A 19,783-nucleotide genomic window follows, 5' to 3' on the forward strand; every position below is an offset into this window, starting at 1 on the left:
AATAATATTGGCAAAAATAAATAAAAACTTGTTTAAATTAAAGTTTATTTTATAATGCATAGGAAATTATATTCATTTTTTTATAACTCAAATAATTTATAAAAAGGTTGATTTTAAAAAATAAATAGATTAATATATACCTATAGGGGGTATATATCTTTTATACTAAAAATAAACTACTTAGAGATTTAAATATATAACTAGAGATTTAAATATAGAGAATTAACAACTTAAGAGAGGAGAATAGTTATGAATGAAAATATAGTCAATGAAACTTATAAAATAACAGGTATGACATGTGCAGCTTGCTCAAAAGCAGTAGAAAGGGTAGTAAGGAAATTAGATGGAGTAGAAAGTCAAAGTGTAAATATAGCTACAGAAAATCTAAAAATAGAGTATGATACTTCAAAAATTAAGTTTGATGATATAAAATCTGCAATAGAGAAGGCAGGGTATGGAGTAATAATAAAAGAAAATAATAAGAGAATAGATATAAAGATAGGAAAGATGACTTGTGCATCTTGTGCTAAGGCAGTAGAAAGAGTTGTAAAAAAACTAGATGGTATTGAAGAGGTAAACGTCAATATTGCCACTGAAAAAGCTAGCATAAAGTACGATCCATCTAAGGTTAGATTAGGACAAATAAAATCAGTAATAGAGAAGGCAGGGTATGAAGTAGTAGAAGAATCCTTGGATAGTGCTACAGAGATAGATAGGGATAAGCTGAGAAAAGAAAAAGAAATGAATGTTTTATTTAAGAAGTTTTTAGTTGCAACATTATTTGCAATTCCCCTTTTTTATATAGCTATGGGACCTATGATAATAAAACCTCTAGGGCCTTGGCCATTGCCAAAAACTATAGATCATACCATAAACCCATTAAACTATGCATTGGTACAGCTTGTTTTAGTGCTTCCTATAATGGGAGTAGGATATAAGTTTTATATAAATGGATTTAAGGCATTATTTACTGGAAATCCTAATATGGACTCGTTGGTAGCTATTGGGACTTTATCTGCATTTTCATATAGTATCTATACGACTATTTTAATAGCTAATGGAAGTTTAGATGGTATGCATCACTACCAACTTTACTATGAAAGTGCAGGGATAATAATAGCTTTAATACTTCTTGGTAAATATTTAGAGTCAAGATCAAAAGGTAAAACATCAGAGGCTATAAAAAAGTTAATTGGTCTACAACCAAAAACGGCGACAATAATATTAGGAGATAAAGAAGTAGAAATACCAATAGAAGAAGTTCAAGTAGGAGATATTATACTAGTTAAGCCTGGAAGCAAGATACCAGTAGATGGAATAGTTATAGAGGGACATACATCAGTAGATGAGTCAATGCTTACGGGTGAGAGTATACCTGTTGAAAAAAATATTAAAGACAGAGTAACTGGAGCTAGTATAAACAAGGCTGGAAGTATCAAGTTTAGGGCTGAAAAGGTAGGAAGCGATACGGCTCTTTCACAAATAATAAAACTAGTAGAGGATGCCCAAGGAACAAAAGCTCCTATTGCTAAAATGGCGGATATAGTTTCGGGGTACTTTGTTCCAGCGGTAATATTTATAGCAGTTGTATCTGCACTTTTATGGTATTTTGTTGGAGGTAAAGATATTGTTTTTGTACTAAAGATATTTATTTCTGTGTTGGTTATAGCTTGCCCTTGTGCATTAGGACTTGCGACACCAACGGCGATTATGGTAGGTACAGGAAAAGGTGCTGAAAATGGAATCCTTATAAAAAGTGGTGAAGCTTTAGAAACAGCTCATAAAATAGATACAATAATATTTGACAAAACAGGAACAATAACAGAGGGTAAACCAGTAGTTACAGATATTGTTTTAAATGAAAATATAAATAATTTAGATAAAGATTATATTATGCAGATGGCATCTAGTGCAGAAAAAGCATCAGAGCATCCTTTAGGAGAGGCTATAGTTAGATATGCTAAAGAAAAAAATATAAACTTTAAAAAGGTTGAAAAGTTTAGTGTAATACCTGGCCAAGGTATAGAAGCTATTATAGATAATAAAAACTTACTGCTTGGAAACAAAAGATTAATGAATGAAAAGAATATAGATATAGAGGTTTTAGAAGAAAAGTCAGATCAACTAGCAAGATCAGGAAAAACACCAATGTATATATCTTTAGATGGAAATTTATATGCAATAATTGCAGTGGCAGATACAGTTAAGAAAAGTAGTAAAGAAGCAATAGATAGACTTCATGGTATGGGCATAAAAGTAGCCATGGTTACAGGTGACAATAAAGAGACAGCTAAGGCCATATCAAAACAAGTGGGAATAGATATAGTTCTTTCTGAAGTCTTACCTGAGGATAAGGCAAAGGAAGTTGAAAAATTGCAAAATCAAGGAAAAGTAGTTGCTATGGTAGGAGATGGAATAAACGATGCCCCAGCTCTTGCTAAGGCCGATATTGGCATTGCAATAGGAAGTGGAACTGATATAGCTATGGAATCAGCAGATATAGTTTTAATGAAAAGTGATTTAATGGATGTAGCATTTTCTATAAAGCTAAGCAGTGAGACAATTAAAAACATAAAGCAAAATTTATTTTGGGCATTTGGATATAATACAATAGGTATACCTATAGCAGCAGGTGTATTGTATTTATTTGGTGGATCTCTTTTAAATCCTATGTTTGCCGCTTTGGCAATGAGCTTAAGCTCAGTTTCAGTAGTTTCAAATGCTCTTAGACTTAGAAATTTTAAATACTAAGAAAGTCTAGTATTTAAAGTTGAGTAAAGTAAAAAGAAAAGAAAGAAAAAAAATGTTTTACTTTAATTAATATAGATTAATGTGTGAATTTATCAGATATACATTAATTACTTAATAAATATACAGTGAAAATGGCATTAACCACAAATAGTTTGATTTTTACTATTTGTGGTTATATGTACGCTGTACTATAATAGATTACGCAGGGGTTTTTTTGAAGTGAAAGGGGGACATTAAAAATGCAAGCAAAAAAAGAATTGAATGCAAAGACTAAAAAAAATTTTGAACCAGAGGTGTTAACCCGGAGTTTTATTAATAATATCAACTCTTATAGCCATTATAATAGCTAATACTCCTTTAATAGAAAATTATAATTTTCTATTTCATGATTTAAGTATATTTAAGAATTTTAATTTACACATGCTAGTCAACGATTTTCTGATGGCTATATTTTTCTTATTGGCAGGGCTAGAAATAAAGCATGAGGTTTTACATGGAAATCTATCGTCAGTAAAAAAAGCTACATTTCCGGTTATAGCGGCGTGTGGAGGAGTTATAGTTCCAGCAATAATATTTTTCTATTTTAACTATAAGACTAAATTTATAAATGGGATAGGGGTACCTATATCAACTGATATTGCATTTGCAGTAGGAATATTTATGTTATTAAAAAATAAATTAAATCCTAGTTTAAAAGTATTTCTACTATCACTAGCTGTTGTTGATGATTTAATATCAATAATAGTAATAGGCATAGCATACTCATCAAATTTAAATTTGGTTGGTATAATAGGGGCGGTAGTTGTGCTTTCTATTCTTATGTTTATGAATAAAGTATTAAAAATAAACAAGTCATACCTTTATTTAATGGTAGGTGCTGCTTTATGGTACTTTGTGTATATAAGTGGAGTACATTCTACAATAAGTGGGGTACTGTTATCTCTTGCTATACCATCTAAAGCATATAAAGGAGATGTTTCTGTTTTAGATAAATTACTAGATAAGTTAGGACCTCTTTGTAATTATTTTATACTGCCATTATTTGCATTTTCTAATACTGCAATAAATCTAAACGTAAGTTTAGATTATGGACAAGTAGATAAAATGATGCTTGGTATAATGGTGGGTCTTGTGTTAGGTAAGCCAGTTGGAATAATGCTATTTACGTATATAGGAACAAAGCTTCACTTAACCGAAAAACCTAAAGACTGTAGATGGATTTCGCTTTTAGAAGTTTCTATGCTTGCAGGTATAGGATTTACAATGTCAATATTTGTTGCAGAAATAGCTTTTGAAGGTTCAAGTCAACTTATAGATGTAGCTAAGATATCGATACTTATGGCTGCTGTTTTATCAGCAAGCTTGACATATATGACAATAACATTAAAACCTGTTTTAAGTAAATCAGGTGTCCTAAAGTACTTGCATTCTGGTGGCAATAGGATAAGACAATAATAAATAAAAATTAAGTTTATTAAAAATTAAAGGGCTATAGATAGTTTATGTTAAAATAATCTATCCGTGGCCCTTTTGTAATTCATAGGAAATTATATTTATATTATAGTAAAATATGAATAACAGGTTCAATTGTACTAGTTTTAAAATTGTAATATAATAGTTGTATATAAAATATATAGATTATATAAGTGTACAATTTGTATTTGACAATAATTGCCTAGATAAATAAAATAAAAGAAAATATAATTGGCATCCTCTAAAATTTTAAAGACTAAAATTTATTACATATTAGAAAGGAATTGTATTATGAAAAAACTATTTAAGCTATTAAGTATATCAATTTGTATTATAATAGCAGGTGTGTTATTTGTGGGTTGTGGTAAAACTTATAACGAGGAGATAAGTTTTTTTAATTATGGAGAAAATATAGATGAAGAAACTGTAAAAGAATTTGAGAAAGAATATGGCATAAAGGTTAATATTGAAACTTTTGACGATATGGAAGCAATGTATCAAAAAGTTAAAAGTGATGCTGTAAGATATGATGTTATTTTAGTATCTGATGCTATTATGCCGAAAATGATTAAAAATAACCTTGTCAAAAAATTAAATAAAGATAATATACCTAACATATCTCAAATGGATAAAGAGTATTTAGATTTGGCAATAGATCCAGGAAATAAGTATTCAGTTCCTTATATGTTTGGGACAGTTGGACTTATCTACAACAAAGATGTAGTAAAAGAAAAAGTAGATAGTTGGGACATATTATGGGATGAAAAATATAAAGATAGAATTTTTATGTTTGATACATATAGAGATACAATAGGGGTTGCCTTAAAAAAACTTGGGTACTCTTTAAATTCAAACAATCCCAAAGAAATTAACGAAGCAAAAGAATTACTACTAGATCAAAGAAAATTGGTAAATCCAATATATGGTGTTGATAATGGAACTACGATGATTCCAGCAGGTGAATCAGATATAAATATGATTTGGTCAGGAGAAGGGTTAAATCTTCAAGACGAACACCCAAACCTAGTCTATGTTGTACCTAAAGAGGGGGCAAATTTCTGGATTGATAGTCTGTGTATACCTCATAATGCTAAAAATATTGATGGAGCTGAGAAGTTTATAAACTTTGTAAGTGATAAAAAAAGTGCACTTAGAATAGCTGATGAAATAGGATATACAACACCAAATAAAGAAGCTCGATTAGAACAACCAAAAAAAGTTAGAAACAATCCTAATGCATATATGACTAAAGAAATAATGGACAGATGTGAAATCTATTCCGATTTTCCTAAAGAAGTCAAAAGGTTGTATGATGATGCGTGGATGAAAATAAAAGTTAAATAATTAAAAAGATAACCAAAATACAATAATTAACTTGCTAAGTACTGATAACCGTATCATAAGTAAGGGTACGGTTTTTAAATTCCAAAATGCTTATAATTTTATTACATATATGTAATATTTCGTAAGGTTTATAGATAGTACATTTCTAATTTTTTTATTAAGATAGTACTATAAAATAATAAAAATGAGGTGGAAAGTAAATGGAGTTTATAGAAATAATTAAGGCCATTATATTGGGCGTTATTGAAGGAATCACAGAATGGCTTCCTATAAGTAGTACAGGACATATGATACTAGTTGATCAATTTTTACAATTAGGTATGTCTCCAGAATTTAAAGAAATGTTTTTTGTAGTTATACAGTTAGGTGCTATAATGGCCGTTGTTGTATTATATTGGAAAAAGATTTTTCCGTTTTCACTTAAAGGTGGGGCCTTTGTCCAAAAAGATATAATTATAATGTGGGTAAAAATTGTTTTGGCTTGTATTCCAGCAGCAATAGTTGGTCTTAAGTGGGATGATCAGATAAATGCACTATTTTATAATTTTCAAACAGTAGCCATAGCTCTTATAGTGTTTGGTATTTTCTTTATACTAGTGGAAAATTATAATAAAGGAAGAAGACCTGTAGTAAAAAATATGAATCAATTAACTTACAAGATGGCCTTGATTATAGGGTTATTTCAATTAATAGCAGCTGTATTCCCAGGAACATCTCGTTCAGGTGCAACAATACTAGGTGCATTATTAATAGGGGTTTCAAGAGAGGTATCTGCTGAATTTACATTCTTCTTAGCAATACCAGTTATGTTTGGTGCTAGTTTGCTTAAATTGATTAAGTTTGGAATTGCATTCACTGGTTTTGAGTTAACAGTCTTAATAGTAGGAATGGTAGTTGCATTTATAGTATCTGTATGGGCTATTAAATTCCTTGTTGGATATATCAAAAAACATGATTTTAAAGTATTTGGATGGTATAGAATAATACTTGGATCTATATTGTTAGTTTATTATTTTTTTATAATGTAAATCAATAATTTGTAGATAAACTAGATAAAAAATAAATATGTTAAAAAAAATAAATATGTTAAAAAAAGTAAATCCGTAACGCTAGTTACGGATTTATATTATTTTCCAATATATAATGAGTATATGAAATAAACATTAAAAATATTGGAGGAATGATTATGGATAATAAAATGTTTTGTTTTCAATGTCAAGAAACTGCTGGATGTACTGGATGTACAAAATTTGGTGTATGTGGTAAAAGTCCAGAACTTTCAAATATGCAGGATTTATTGATATATGTAACTAAGGGGCTATCAGAATTAACTACAAGATTACGTATGGAAGGTAAGAAAATAGAAAAAGGTTTAAATCATTTTATTACATTAAACTTATTTACAACAATAACAAATGCCAACTTTGATGATGAAATATTCTATGAAAGAGTAGCTCAATCACTATCATATAAAAAAGAATTAATAGAAAAATTAGATGATAAAAGTAATTTATCACAAGCAGTTTTATGGGAAACTTCTTCAAGAGATGAAATGTATGAAAAATCTTTAACTGTAGGTGTATTAGCAACAGAAAATGAAGATGTTAGATCTCTAAGAGAATTAATAATTTATGGATTAAAAGGTTTAAGTGCTTACGTTAAACATGCTAATGAATTAGGGTATGATAATGAGGAAGTTGATGCTTTCTTACAATCTACATTAGCAAAAACTATGGATGATAGTTTAACAGTAGATGAATTAGTGGCATTGACTTTAGAAACTGGTAAAGTTGGTGTAGACGGAATGGCTTTACTTGACACTGCAAATACTTCAACTTATGGAAATCCAGAAATGACTAAAGTAAACATTGGTGTTGGAACTAATCCTGGAATATTGGTTTCTGGTCATGACCTAAAAGATATAGAAGAGTTATTAATACAAACAGAGGGGACAGGAGTAGATGTTTATACTCACTCAGAAATGTTGCCAGCTCATTACTACCCACAATTGAAAAAATACAAGCATTTAGTTGGTAATTACGGAAATGCATGGTGGAAGCAAAAAGAAGAATTTGAAAGCTTCAATGGACCAATATTAATGACAACTAACTGTATTGTAACACCAAGTGATTCTTATAAGGAACGTGTTTATACAACTGGTGCAGCAGGATTTACAGGATGTAAGCATATAGAAGGTGGAGAAGGAGTAAAAAAAGATTTCTCTGAAATAATAGAACATGCTAAGAAATGTAGTTCACCTAAAGAAATTGAAAGTGGTGAAATAATAGGTGGTTTTGCACATAATCAAGTATTCCAATTAGCAGATGCAGTTGTTGATGCTGTTAAATCTGGAGCAATAAAGAAATTCGTAGTTATGGCAGGTTGTGATGGTAGAGCAAAATCAAGAAACTACTACACTGATTTTGCAAAAGCGCTACCAAAGGATACAGTAATTTTAACTGCGGGTTGTGCAAAATATAAATACAACAAACTTGACTTAGGTGATATAGGTGGAATCCCAAGAGTACTAGACGCTGGTCAATGTAATGATTCTTACTCTTTAGCTTTAATAGCACTTAAGTTAAAAGAAGTATTTGGTTTAGAAGATATAAATGAATTGCCAATTGCATATAACATAGCTTGGTATGAGCAAAAAGCTGTAATAGTATTATTATCTCTATTATATCTTGGAGTTAAAAATATTCATTTAGGACCAACTTTACCAGCATTCTTATCTCCTAATGTAGCAAATGTATTAGTAGAAAACTTTGGTATAGCAGGGATAGGTACTGTAGAAGATGATATGAAAATATTACTTGGATAATAATTTTAAAAAATAATATTAATATAAAAAAATACTAATGGATTAAAAACTAATCCGTTAGTATTTTTTCTAGTTCATCTAAATCTAATATTTTTATAAAATCTCTTGAATAATCTATTATACCTAAATCCTTCATATTAATTAGCTCTCTAGAAAGAGATGGCCTAGGAATACCAAGAGATTCTGCTAACTTTTCCTTTGTAGAATTAAGTCTGATAAACTTGCTACCATATAGTTTATATTCCTCGAGAATGAAGTTACTTAATTTTTGACGTATGGTACTAAAGGATAGACCTGTTATAGATCTATTGAGTATAAAAATTTTATTAGTCAATTCCTTTAGAAACATTCCTAAAAAATCATCATGAGATGTGCAGAATTTTATAAAATCTTCTTTTTTAATAAACATAATCTCAGAATTAGTAGAAGATATCACAGTCGCAGGATAAACGTTTGTATCAGAAAAAGCTATTACTTCACCAAATAGATTTCCAGATGTAAAGGATGAAACATGTATAACTTTATTGGTTAGTAGACGCTTTATATCTATATTTCCAGCCAACACTAAACCAATTGTATTGCATGAGGATCCTTCCATGGCAATTATATCGCCCTTAGAAAAATTTCTTATAGTGTAGTTAGCATCTTTGAAAAACTCCAAGATCTCATTTTTATTTTTACCTTTAAACATTACATTACCAACCTTTAAACATTATATTTTATTATTTACCTTATATATAAAATTATAATTGTATATACTCATTAAGTAAATACAAATTAGCATAATAGAGCATTAGCACTAATATTCTTTTTCACATCAAATTCATATATAAGATATAAAATTATTGTGATAATATTATAGAAGGGATTATACTAGATTGTTAGGAAATTTAGAGTGGAGGTTGGCAAAATGGGTGAATCTATACTTGTTATAGAAGATGATTCAAATATACAGGAACTTATAGTAGAATTTCTGAGTTCTGAAGGGTATGAGGTAGATTATGCAAATGATGGATTAGAGGGCATACAAAAGTTTAAGCAAGGTAGTTATGATTTAATAATTTTAGACATAATGATGCCAAATTTAGATGGATATGGTGTTTGCAAGATGATAAGAAAATCATCAGGAGTTCCAATTATATTCTTAACGGCATTAGATGATGAGAGTGATCAAATAAAAGGGTTTGAATTAGAATGTGATGATTATATAACTAAACCATTTTCTTTTAACCTATTAATAAAAAGAGTAGAGGCGGTACTGAGAAGAAGTAACAAAACTGTAGGTGATAGATATGTATGCTTTGAGAAGCTAAGATTAGATTTAGATACATATATAGTTGATATTGACGGAGAAGTGGTAGAGTTGACCTTGAAGGAGTTCAATATTTTAAAGATGCTTATTGAAAAGTATCCTCAAGTAATAACAAGAGAAGGACTTTTAGACAGTATATGGGGGTATGATTATTATGGTGATACTAGGATAGTTGATGCCCATATAAAGAATATAAGAAAAAAAATGTCGCTACCATATATAAAGACAGTGAAAGGTATAGGTTATACGCTTGAAAAGGATATTTAGTCATTGGGAAAAATTAAATATAAAGTACAAGTTATTTTCAATAACTACTACTTTGCTTTTAGCACTGGCAATGATAATCTATTCATTCTTATATTTTTTATTACCGTCATATTACCATGAATACAAAATAAAACTATTAGAGGAAAATGTAAGGTCATTAATAGATAGATCTGTACACTATGATACAGAAACATTAGAAGAGCGCCTTTATTATATGGCAAAAGATCATAATTTAGCTATACTACTTAGAAACAGCGAAGGCAAATTTATATATGGCAAAAATGAAGTTTTATTATTAAAGTATAGAAGGTATATGCTAGATAATAGTGATGATGAATATAGAGTTTCAGTACTTTTGTATGTAAAAGATTCTGTATATCCATATAAATTAGATATAATAATGCCACTACAACCTATTGATGAGGCGACATCTATAATAAGGACGTTGATTCCGTTTATGATTATAGTAGCTATTTTGATAGCGGTTATTGGTGCATATATATATTCAAATACTATAACAAAACCATTGATAGACATAATAGAAAGTGAAAGAGAAGAGGAAAATAGACGAAAGGATTTTGTTGCAACAATATCTCATGAACTAAAAACACCTATAACTATAATTAGCGGGCAAATAGAGGGGATGATTTATAATATAGGAAAGTATAAAGACAGAGATTTGTACTTGAAAAAATCTTATGAATGTACACAAGAATTAAGAGATCTTGTAGATGAGATGATGGAAGTTTACAGAGCAGATATGGTTGGAAAAGATTTGAATTTAAGCAAGGTAGATTTAAGTAAACTCCTTTATAAGTTGGCACAAAGACAAATATTTTTAGTTGATGAAAAAAATATAAAAATGAACTTAGAGATAGAGGAAAATTTAGTTGTAGAGGCTGATAGAGATAAGATAACCAAGGTAATAAATAATATTATAAATAATGCCATAAAATATTCACCAGAAGGGGAAACAGTAACAGTTAGACTTTATAGAAAACTGAATTCTAAAAAATATAGAAAAAATATAAGTTCTAAGATATTTCTAGAGGTTCAAAATACTGGTGTAAATATAGAAAGTAAATACCTAGATGAAATTTTTAATCCGTTTTATAGGGTAGAAAAATCAAGATCTAGAAAAACTGGGGGGAGTGGCCTAGGATTATATATAGTAAAACAGATATTAGAAAGTCACAATTTTGGGTATAGTATAAAAAATAAAGACAATTCTGTGCTTTTTACTATAGAATTCAAGAAGTAATGACATATTTCAAGTAATTTTCATATTAAATACACAAAAAATTCATATAGTAGATGTATTATAAAGATGTATAAAAGACTAGCTTAAAAACATAATATAATACTCACTTTATAATGGTAATTTTCCCTCAAATCCTCTAAAAATGGTTACCATTATAATAACTTAGGGCTGATTGAAAATTATATTTAATTTTTAAACAGCCCATCTTTTTTATTGAGGTTAAAGTTTTTAGATAAATATTCAACTAAATATCCCATAATAATAACTCCAGGTAGATCTATTAGAAGTCGAAACAAAGTAAACTTATACCCGAGTCCCCCTATCTCAAATAATAAAGTAGAAATTTTTATAACGCACCATGCGTTCATAAAAATTATCACATTAGAAAGCTTTACATCTTTTTTTAGTAGTACTGATGCAAATGGGAAAGCAGCATACATTGGGCCAGCTGCAAAAGATGCTATTAAAATCGATATAAAAATACCAAGTAATCCAGATTTTTCACCCATAAGCTTCATCATAGATTCTCTTGATATCCAAACATCAATAAGACCTAAAATTATCATAATAGGCGGAAGTACAGAAAGCATTTGGAGTAAACTAAATTTTATACTTAAAATTGATGTAGATGCTATTACCTTGTTCGATAAACATATAAGAAGAAAAACAATAAAAAATATAATGAAATATCTGTAGCGCTTGAAAACAAATTTTAGTTTCATTATTTAAATATCACCCCTATAAAAAAAGCTACTATAAAAGAAAAAAAGAATGCTATAAGGTTTCTAAAAAAAGCAGTTTTTTTACCTATATACTTTGCTTCTAATGTAAACGTAATAACACCTACCATCGTTAGTGTAGACACTAAGGCGGCAACTTGAGAGTAGCCAGCCCCATTTTCTAAAAGAGTGTTTGCTGTAGAGAAAGCAACAAAAGTAGGCATCATAGTTATAGAACCCACTATAGAAGATAAAAATACTCCTATAAATCCTGAATTTTTTCCAATTAAGTGTGAAATAGTGTCTGTATCTAGTATAGATAAGATCACACTAATTACTATTATTATTGAAAGAAACTGAGGCATTATATTCTCAAAAGATTTTAAAGCTTTTATAAGAGCTTTTTTAGTTTTATTTTTGTCTTTAAAAAATGATATAAGAAGTAAAAATATAGAAATACTATAGAGAATAAAAGATGTCATTAAATCACTCCCGAAAACTTTGTTGATTATAATATGAATTTTTATTGAGATTGGTTAAATAATTATTATGCAAATAATTTTATGTATGTTGGGAAAAATAATATAAATACTAATTAGGAGGTACTTTTATGGATAATATAAAACAAGATGTAAACAAAATGAAAGATGATTTAGAAAAAGGAATGAAGAAAGCTGGACATGTTATTAAAAATACTGCAGAAGATTTAAAGAATGATGCAAAAGGCGCTATGGCAACTATGGAGATGAAAAAGGACGAAATGATGGAAAACTATGAACAAAAAAATTCTCAAAAGAAATTAAAAAACAAATGGAAAGAGAAATGAAATAATTATTTAATATTAATTTGTATTAAAATCAAAGGGAACTGTCTATAATTCAAAATAAGACAGTTCCCTTTTAAATTATTTTAAGTTGTTTTATGACTCACTACTGATTTGCTTCTCCAATAGCCGAGCCTATAATATACATACGTAATTATTAACCCGAGAATCCATCCAATGGGGATTCCCATCCAAATGCCGTTTACCCCGAAAAACTTAGATAAAATATATGCAGCAGGTATTCTAACCAACCATAAGGAGAAAACTGAACTAAGCATTGCGAACATAGAATCCCCAGCTCCCTTTATAGCGCTTGAAAGTATAAATGAAATACCTATAAATACAAAAAAAGGACCAATTATAAGCAGGTACTGAGAGCCTATAGATATAACATCTTTGTCTGAATTAAATAAAAGTATCAAATTGGATCTATATATTATAATTAGAGCAGAAATCACCAAAGACATATATAATGCCATTTTGATTGATGATTTAACACCCCTTTTAACACGTTCTTTTTCTCCTGCACCTATATTTTGAGCGACAAATGTAGAAACAGCTGAACCTAAGTTCATAATAGGAAGAGCTATAAATGTTTCTACTTTAGATCCAGCTCCAAATGCTGCCATAGCAGATGTCCCGTAGTTATTAACGAGAGTCTGCAGTGCTATGTTTCCAAATGCAAATAGCATCTGTTGTATACCACTAGGTATACCTAGTTTTAAACCCATTTTAAATATATCGTTATCATAAATTAAATTTTTCATCTTTATTTTTAGAAGTGGATGCTTTTTGTTTAAATATATGACACTTATTATAAACGATGCACCTTGAGATATAACTGTTGCAAATGCTACTCCCTCTACACCCATACCAAGTTTAACTATAAAAACTAAGTCTAATAAGATATTTAGAATAGATGCAAAAATAAGAAAATAAAGAGGAGTAACTGAATCTCCAAGACCCATAAGCACCGAGCTTATAAAATTATAACCTGCTGAAAAGAATATTCCAGCAAATATGATTGTTAGATATAGTTTTGATTGGTCAAACACGATACTAGGGGTATTCATAAACTTAAGAATAGAACCACAGAATGTTAAACCTAATATAGTTATAACTATAGATGATAAAACCACAAATATAGAGGCAGTATCTATAGTAGCCACTACTTTTTCAGTATCTTTTGAACCATAAAACTGAGATAGTAATATTGAAAATCCTAAACAAATACCAATAAGTAATGATGCAAGTAAGAACATTATAGGATTGGCTCCAGATACTGCTGCCATTGCGTTTTTACCTATAAACCTCCCTACTATAATACTATCCGCTGTATTATACAACTGTTGGAATAGGCTTCCGATGAACATGGGCATTGCAAATAAAAAAATAGACCTTCCCTCATGTCCAGTAGTCAAGTCTTTCATTAAATATCCTCCAAATCTGTTGAAAATTTTATCTTATAGTAGAATATAAGTTATTTTTTAGATCATAATTTTAAAAGAGCTAAGTAAAAGATACTTATATAGTAAAATATAGTAAAAATAATTGTAATAAGAAAACCCCCAGTAAACCTGAGGGTTTCTTTAGACTAATTTAAAATAAATTAATTTAGATATTTAAAGATTATATTTCTCTTGTATATTTAGCTAACCATTCTTTTTCTTCATCATTTAAATGTGGAGAAACTTTTTCAAAAACAAGCTTGTGATACTCGTTAAGAAGTTTCTTGTCTTCATCAGACATCATAGATGGCTCTAAAGCATCTAAGTCCATTGGGATATAAGTGATTGGTTCAAAGTACATAAATTGACCGTACTCATTTTTTTCACCAGCTTGGCAAAGAAGTTCGTTTTCAAGTCTTATACCGTGAGAACCTTCTATGTATATACCAGGTTCATTAGTTACTATCATTCCAGCTTCAAATGGATGAGCTTCGTGTGCTCTGTGTTGCCATCTAAATCCTGTAGGAGCCTCATGTATATTAAGTAGATAACCTATACCATGACCAGTACCGTGGTTGAAGTTTAAGTTTCTATCCCAGAAAGGTTTTCTAGCTAATATATCTAGTACCTGTCCAGTTGATCCATACATAAATTTAGCATTTGCTAATTGCATGTTACTTATAGCAACTAAAGTAAAGTGTTCTTTCATTATAGCTGGAACTTCACCTAATGCGAAAGTTCTAGTTATATCTGTTGAACCTTCGATAAATCCTGCTCCTGTATCACTTAGGTAGAAAGTACCTTCATGGAACTCTACATCAGTTTCTGGAGAAGAAGTATAGTGAACTATAGCAGCATGTTCTCCAAATGAACTTATTGGCTCGAAACTTGGACGTATAAAGTTGCCCATTTCAGCTCTAAATGAATCTAATTTTTCAGATGCACTTATTTCAGTTATTTTTTCTTTACCAATGTTTTCTTTAAGCCATTTCATAAATCTAACGTGAGCTACACTGTCTTTTATTTGAGCTACTCTTATATTTTTTATTTCAGTTTCATTTTTTATAGCTTTAAATAATATTTCAGGGTTTATTTTTTCAACTTTTTGTGCACCTTCTGGAAGGTTGTTGTATAAAGCATAGTTTAATTTACTTGGGTCTATTAATAATACTTCATTTTTGTCTATTTTCTTAACATCTTCATAGATATCATTGTAAGGACGAAGTTCTATACCATCTTTAGCGAAGTTTGATTTTATTTCATCAGATAATTTTGCTTCATTTATGTAAACTACCATTTTGTCCATAGTGATTACTGCATAAGATAAAACTAATGGGAAGAACTCTATATCATTTCCACGAATGTTTAATGTCCAGCATATATCATCTAAAGTTGTTAATATATGAGTAGTCGCTCCACATTCTTTCATATATTGACGAATACGGTTTAATTTAGAAGCTACAGTTTCTCCAGCATATTCAACACCTAATTCAAATGCAGGTTCCTCAGAAAGAACAGGACGATCTTTCCATATTGAGTCGATTAAATCGTAATCATATAATATTGAACCATTTTTTGCGGAAACGATTGCCTCGTATCCTTGACCTTCTCCCATAGCTACAACTCTACCATCAAATCCTAATACAGTTTTTTCTGGAAGTTTTGCTTCTAGGTATTCCTCTATTGAAGGAACTCCTGGTTCACCCATTTTCATTAATTCAACACCAGTTCCTTCTATTTGTTTAGCAGCCTGGATGAAGTATCTTCCATCTGTCCAAAGTTTTGCTTCAGTAGTAGTTATTACAGCTGTACCAGCACTACCTGAAAATCCTGTTATGAATTTTCTTGCCTTAAAATGCTCTCCAACATATTCACTTTGATGGAAGTCAGCAGTAGGTACAATGTAAGCATCCATATTTTTTTCTTTCATAAGAGAACGAAGTTCTTCTATTCTTTTTGCTATGTTCATGTTTTAAAGTCCCCCTTTTAATTTGTTTGTTGTATATATATTATAGCATATCTTTTTTTTAAGGGAATAAATCCTTTACAATATTTTAGTAAATTTTATATAAATAATTAAATTTAAAGATTAATTTTAAATATAAGTTGATTTTATTATAGAGGATAGGTATATTTAATAGATACAATAAAGGCTTATTTTATAGTAGGAAGTATAAAACAAGTCTTTAACAAGTATAAAATGAGACATTATAATAATGTAATTATAAGTTTTTTAAAAAAGTATATTCGAATATTAAATAAAATAAAAAAGATTTTGTACGTACATATTGACAAAACAATTTAATTAAATTAAAATAATATTCGGGAAGAAAATTAAATTTAATATAGGAATCATATAATTTTGACAATAAGGGTCATGAGTTTCTACCAGAATACCGTAAATGTTCTGACTATGATACTATTCTTGATTATTAATTAATCAAGCAGGAAAATAGGACTCAGTTTGTTTAAAATACAACTGAGTATTTTTTTTGTAAAAGTTAATAGGAGGTGTTGTTATGGAAAAATTATTTCCGATTGTAACAAACAAGAATGTGGACATGAAAAAAGAAGTAATGGCGGGAGTAACTACTTTTTTAACTATGGCTTACATAATAGCCGTTAATCCGAACATTTTATCAGCTACAGGAATGCCCGCAGGAGCGCTTGTTACAGGTACATGCTTAGCAGCAGCATTTGGGTGTATTTTAATGGGGTGTCTTGCAAACCTTCCGTTTGCATTGGCATCAGGAATGGGACTTAATGCATTCTTCGCGTTTTCAGTAGTTTTAGGAAAAGGAGTTCCTTGGGAGTTTGCACTTACAGCAGTATTTGTGGAAGGTATAATATTTATAATCTTATCTTTTTTCAAAGTTCGTGAAGCTGTGGTAAATGCAATTCCTAAAAATATGAAACTTGCAGTGACAGGTGGTATAGGTATATTTATAGCTTTTATAGGTTTAGTAGGAAGTGGAGCTGTTGTTGCAGATGAGGCTACACTTGTAAAAATGGGTGCATTTACACCTACAGTAGCTATAGCTTGTATAGGATTAATCATAATAGCTGTTTTAGACAAGAAGGGTGTAAGAGGGGCTATACTTTTTGGTATAGTTACAAGTTCACTACTTGCATGGGGATTTGCTTTAATAAATCCTAAGTATGCTACTGATTTAGGAATATACTTACCAAATGGTATATTTAAATTTGAAAGCCTAGCTCCAATAGCAGGGAAGGTTGACCTATCTTATGCATTTAATACTGAGAATATAGGGATGTTTATAGGTGTTGTATGTACATTCTTATTTGTAGACTTTTTCGATACAGTTGGAACATTGGTAGGAGTTTGTTCAAAGGCTGGTATGCTAGATGAAGATGGAAATGTTCCTAATGCCGGAAGAGCATTAATGGCAGATGCAATTGCTACTACAGTTGGCGCTTGTATGGGAGTATCTACTGTTACAACTTATGTTGAAAGTTCAACTGGGGTTGCTGCAGGAGGAAGAACAGGATATACTTCTATAACTGTTGGTATATTATTCCTGATAGCTATGTTTTTCTCACCAATATTTACATCTATACCAGCATGTGCTACAGCACCAGCTTTAATCTATGTTGGATACTTAATGTTAGGTGCAGTAAAAGATATAGACTTCAATAATATAACAGAAGGTGTTCCAGCTTTTATAACTATTGTTGGAATGGCTTTAACTTATAGTATAGGTGATGGATTAACTTTAGGTATATTATCATATGTTACTATAAATATATTATATAATTTATTTGGAAACAAAGAAGATACTACAAAAGTTTCTTGGGTTATGATAATACTTGGAATTTTATTTATGATAAAACTTATTGTACTATAAAATTGTAATACAATAAATATATATATTAATAGAAACCACTTGATAAATATCAGGTGGTTTTTGTAATGTACTATAAGTAAATACAATGTATAGAGTATATTGGATTTTGATTGGGTCTATTATTTCTATACTTAAAATGATAAAATTATAAGGTACAAGTTTTATAGTTATATATATGGGTAGAATAATTTAAGTAAATCAATTTATAACTAATAATAAATAGGAAATTAACTTTTATATAATTAATTTCTAAATACTAGATAGATAGAGGAGATAAAATGCAAAAGGTAGAGTTGTTAGCACCAGCAGGTGATTTAGAAAGATTAAAGATAGCTTTTATTTATGGAGCTGATGCAGTATATATAGGTGGAGAAATATTTGGTATGAGATCTGCTGCCAAAAACTTCTCTAAGGAGGATATGCAAGAAGGTGTAAATTTTGCCCATGATATGGGTAAACAGGTTTTTGTAACTATAAATATAATACCTAGAAATAATGAAATTGAAAAATTACAAGATTATTTAATTGAGTTAGATGAAATAGGCGTAGATGCAGTTATAGTTAGTGATCCAGGTGTTTTTACTATAGTAAAACAAACAATTCCGAATATGGAAATACACATAAGTACTCAGGCTAGTACAACCAATTCCCAGGCGGCAAATTTCTGGTATAATCAGGGTGCAAAAAGGGTAGTTATGGCAAGAGAATTATCATTTAAAGAAATAAAGGAATTAAGAGATAATACCCCAGAAGATATGGATATAGAGGCATTTGTACATGGAGCTATGTGTATGTCTTATTCAGGAAAGTGCGTTATAAGTAATTACACAACCGGAAGAGATGCAAATAGAGGAGCATGTGCTCAATCATGCAGATGGAAGTATACTCTAGTTGAAAAAGGTGATGAGGGCGAATTTAAGCCAGTTATAGATGATGTTGGTCCATCATTTTTCTTTAATTCAAAAGATTTATGTATGATAGAATATATACCAGAGATATTTAAAAGTGGCATAACGAGTTTTAAAATAGAGGGAAGAATGAAGACGGCTTATTATGTGGCTACTACTGTAAGAGCTTATAGGATGGCTATAGATGAGTATTATAGAGATCCGGAAAATTGGAAATTTAATCCGATGTGGTTAGATGAACTTAAAAAAGGAAGTCACAGAGATTATAATACAGGTTTCTTTTTCAATAGCCCAGATGCCAATGCACATAACTATAAGTCAGCATCCTATATAAGAAATTATGATTTTATAGGCATAGTAAGAGGTCATGATGAAGAAAATAATCTTGTTGTAGTAGAACAAAGAAATAAGATGAACTTAGGAGATGAAATTGAAGTTATAGGACCTTTTAAGGAAACTATGAAAACTACTATTGAAGAAATGTACAATGAGGATGGGGAACCTATAGAGTCAGCGCCTCATGCAAGACAAATAGTAAAATTAAAGTTAGGTATAGAAGTTTTTGAAAACTATATCTTAAGAAAGCCTATAGTAACTATAAATACACTTTAGATAAAAAGCTACCTTAAATTAAAGTTTTATATAATAATAAAACTTTAATTTTTAAGGTAGTTTTTTTACAATTAAATGGATTTACTATTAAATAATTAAGCGATATTGGGGTTTTAAATAAATTATTAAATAGAATATAGTTTATTATATATACAATTTATGATAAAATTAAATG

General features: G+C 29.7%; 15 protein-coding genes and 1 riboswitch. Of the genes, 10 read left to right on the top strand and 5 right to left on the bottom strand.

Going from position 1 to position 19,783, the window contains the following annotated elements; genetic code table 11:
• The first annotated feature begins 249 nt into the window (after window positions 1–249).
• The 5 genes from BUB34_RS02130 (at window position 250) to hcp (ending at window position 8,392) form a co-directional block, all read left to right on the top strand.
• The gene (locus BUB34_RS02130; protein WP_073123784.1) at window positions 250–2,751 is read left to right on the top strand and encodes a heavy metal translocating P-type ATPase; all 2,502 of its coding nucleotides are present in this window, start codon (window positions 250–252) and stop codon (window positions 2,749–2,751) included.
• A gap of 360 nt (window positions 2,752–3,111) precedes the next feature.
• Complete coding sequence (gene nhaA, locus BUB34_RS02135) at window positions 3,112–4,206, top strand: Na+/H+ antiporter NhaA (RefSeq protein WP_242948814.1); 1,095 nt, start codon at window positions 3,112–3,114, stop codon at window positions 4,204–4,206.
• Between the two features lie 309 nt (window positions 4,207–4,515).
• On the top strand, window positions 4,516–5,568 hold the full coding sequence (locus BUB34_RS02140) for an ABC transporter substrate-binding protein (RefSeq protein ID WP_073123788.1): 1,053 nt from the start codon (window positions 4,516–4,518) through the stop codon (window positions 5,566–5,568).
• Window positions 5,569–5,768: 200 nt separating this feature from the next.
• Window positions 5,769–6,596 carry an undecaprenyl-diphosphate phosphatase gene (locus BUB34_RS02145; protein ID WP_073123790.1) on the top strand — a complete coding sequence of 276 codons (828 nt, stop codon included), beginning with the start codon at window positions 5,769–5,771 and terminating at the stop codon, window positions 6,594–6,596.
• Between the two features lie 158 nt (window positions 6,597–6,754).
• Entirely contained in the window at window positions 6,755–8,392 is a 1,638-nt protein-coding gene (gene hcp / locus BUB34_RS02150) for a hydroxylamine reductase (protein ID WP_073123792.1), read from the top strand.
• 49 nt (window positions 8,393–8,441) lie between these two features.
• On the opposite strand, the gene BUB34_RS02155 is transcribed toward hcp, so the two are convergent.
• Window positions 8,442–9,083 (bottom strand): Crp/Fnr family transcriptional regulator, encoded by a 642-nt coding sequence (locus tag BUB34_RS02155; RefSeq protein ID WP_073123795.1) that lies wholly within the window; start codon window positions 9,081–9,083, stop codon window positions 8,442–8,444.
• Between the two features lie 219 nt (window positions 9,084–9,302).
• On the opposite strand from BUB34_RS02155, the gene BUB34_RS02160 reads away from it, so the two are divergent.
• Both BUB34_RS02160 and BUB34_RS02165 read left to right on the top strand, forming a co-directional pair.
• Complete coding sequence (locus tag BUB34_RS02160) at window positions 9,303–9,971, top strand: response regulator transcription factor (RefSeq protein WP_073123797.1); 669 nt, start codon at window positions 9,303–9,305, stop codon at window positions 9,969–9,971.
• A complete protein-coding gene (locus BUB34_RS02165; RefSeq protein WP_073123799.1) occupies window positions 9,955–11,232 on the top strand; it encodes a sensor histidine kinase in 1,278 nt (425 codons plus the stop codon). Before BUB34_RS02160 ends, BUB34_RS02165 begins: the two co-directional genes overlap by 17 nt.
• Before the next feature lie 185 nt (window positions 11,233–11,417).
• Here the strand turns inward: BUB34_RS02165 and BUB34_RS02170 are convergent, their stop codons facing one another.
• Entirely contained in the window at window positions 11,418–11,954 is a 537-nt protein-coding gene (locus BUB34_RS02170; protein ID WP_073123801.1) for a permease, read from the bottom strand.
• Entirely contained in the window at window positions 11,954–12,433 is a 480-nt protein-coding gene (locus BUB34_RS02175; RefSeq protein WP_073123803.1) for a permease, read from the bottom strand. Before BUB34_RS02175 ends, BUB34_RS02170 begins: the two co-directional genes overlap by 1 nt.
• 128 nt (window positions 12,434–12,561) lie before the next feature.
• Between BUB34_RS02175 and BUB34_RS02180 the strand changes: the two genes are divergently transcribed.
• Window positions 12,562–12,777, top strand: coding sequence for a hypothetical protein (locus tag BUB34_RS02180; protein WP_242948807.1), 216 nt, complete (start codon window positions 12,562–12,564; stop codon window positions 12,775–12,777).
• Between the two features lie 83 nt (window positions 12,778–12,860).
• On the opposite strand, the gene BUB34_RS02185 is transcribed toward BUB34_RS02180, so the two are convergent.
• Both BUB34_RS02185 and BUB34_RS02190 read right to left on the bottom strand, forming a co-directional pair.
• Window positions 12,861–14,204: an MATE family efflux transporter gene (locus tag BUB34_RS02185; RefSeq protein ID WP_073123805.1), complete on the bottom strand. Its 1,344-nt coding sequence runs from the start codon at window positions 14,202–14,204 to the stop codon at window positions 12,861–12,863.
• Between the two features lie 199 nt (window positions 14,205–14,403).
• Complete coding sequence (locus BUB34_RS02190; RefSeq protein WP_073123807.1) at window positions 14,404–16,191, bottom strand: aminopeptidase P family N-terminal domain-containing protein; 1,788 nt, start codon at window positions 16,189–16,191, stop codon at window positions 14,404–14,406.
• 363 nt (window positions 16,192–16,554) lie between these two features.
• A riboswitch (purine riboswitch) is annotated at window positions 16,555–16,656 on the top strand.
• 85 nt (window positions 16,657–16,741) lie between these two features.
• Between BUB34_RS02190 and BUB34_RS02195 the strand changes: the two genes are divergently transcribed.
• Both BUB34_RS02195 and BUB34_RS02200 read left to right on the top strand, forming a co-directional pair.
• A complete protein-coding gene (locus tag BUB34_RS02195; protein WP_073123809.1) occupies window positions 16,742–18,088 on the top strand; it encodes an NCS2 family permease in 1,347 nt (448 codons plus the stop codon).
• A gap of 278 nt (window positions 18,089–18,366) precedes the next feature.
• Window positions 18,367–19,608, top strand: a complete 1,242-nt coding sequence (locus BUB34_RS02200; protein ID WP_073123811.1) for a peptidase U32 family protein — start codon at window positions 18,367–18,369, stop codon at window positions 19,606–19,608.
• Window positions 19,609–19,783 lie beyond the last annotated feature (175 nt).

Origin of the sequence: Asaccharospora irregularis DSM 2635 (assembly GCF_900129815.1) — a bacterium.
Lineage (GTDB): Bacteria > Bacillota > Clostridia > Peptostreptococcales > Peptostreptococcaceae > Asaccharospora > Asaccharospora irregularis.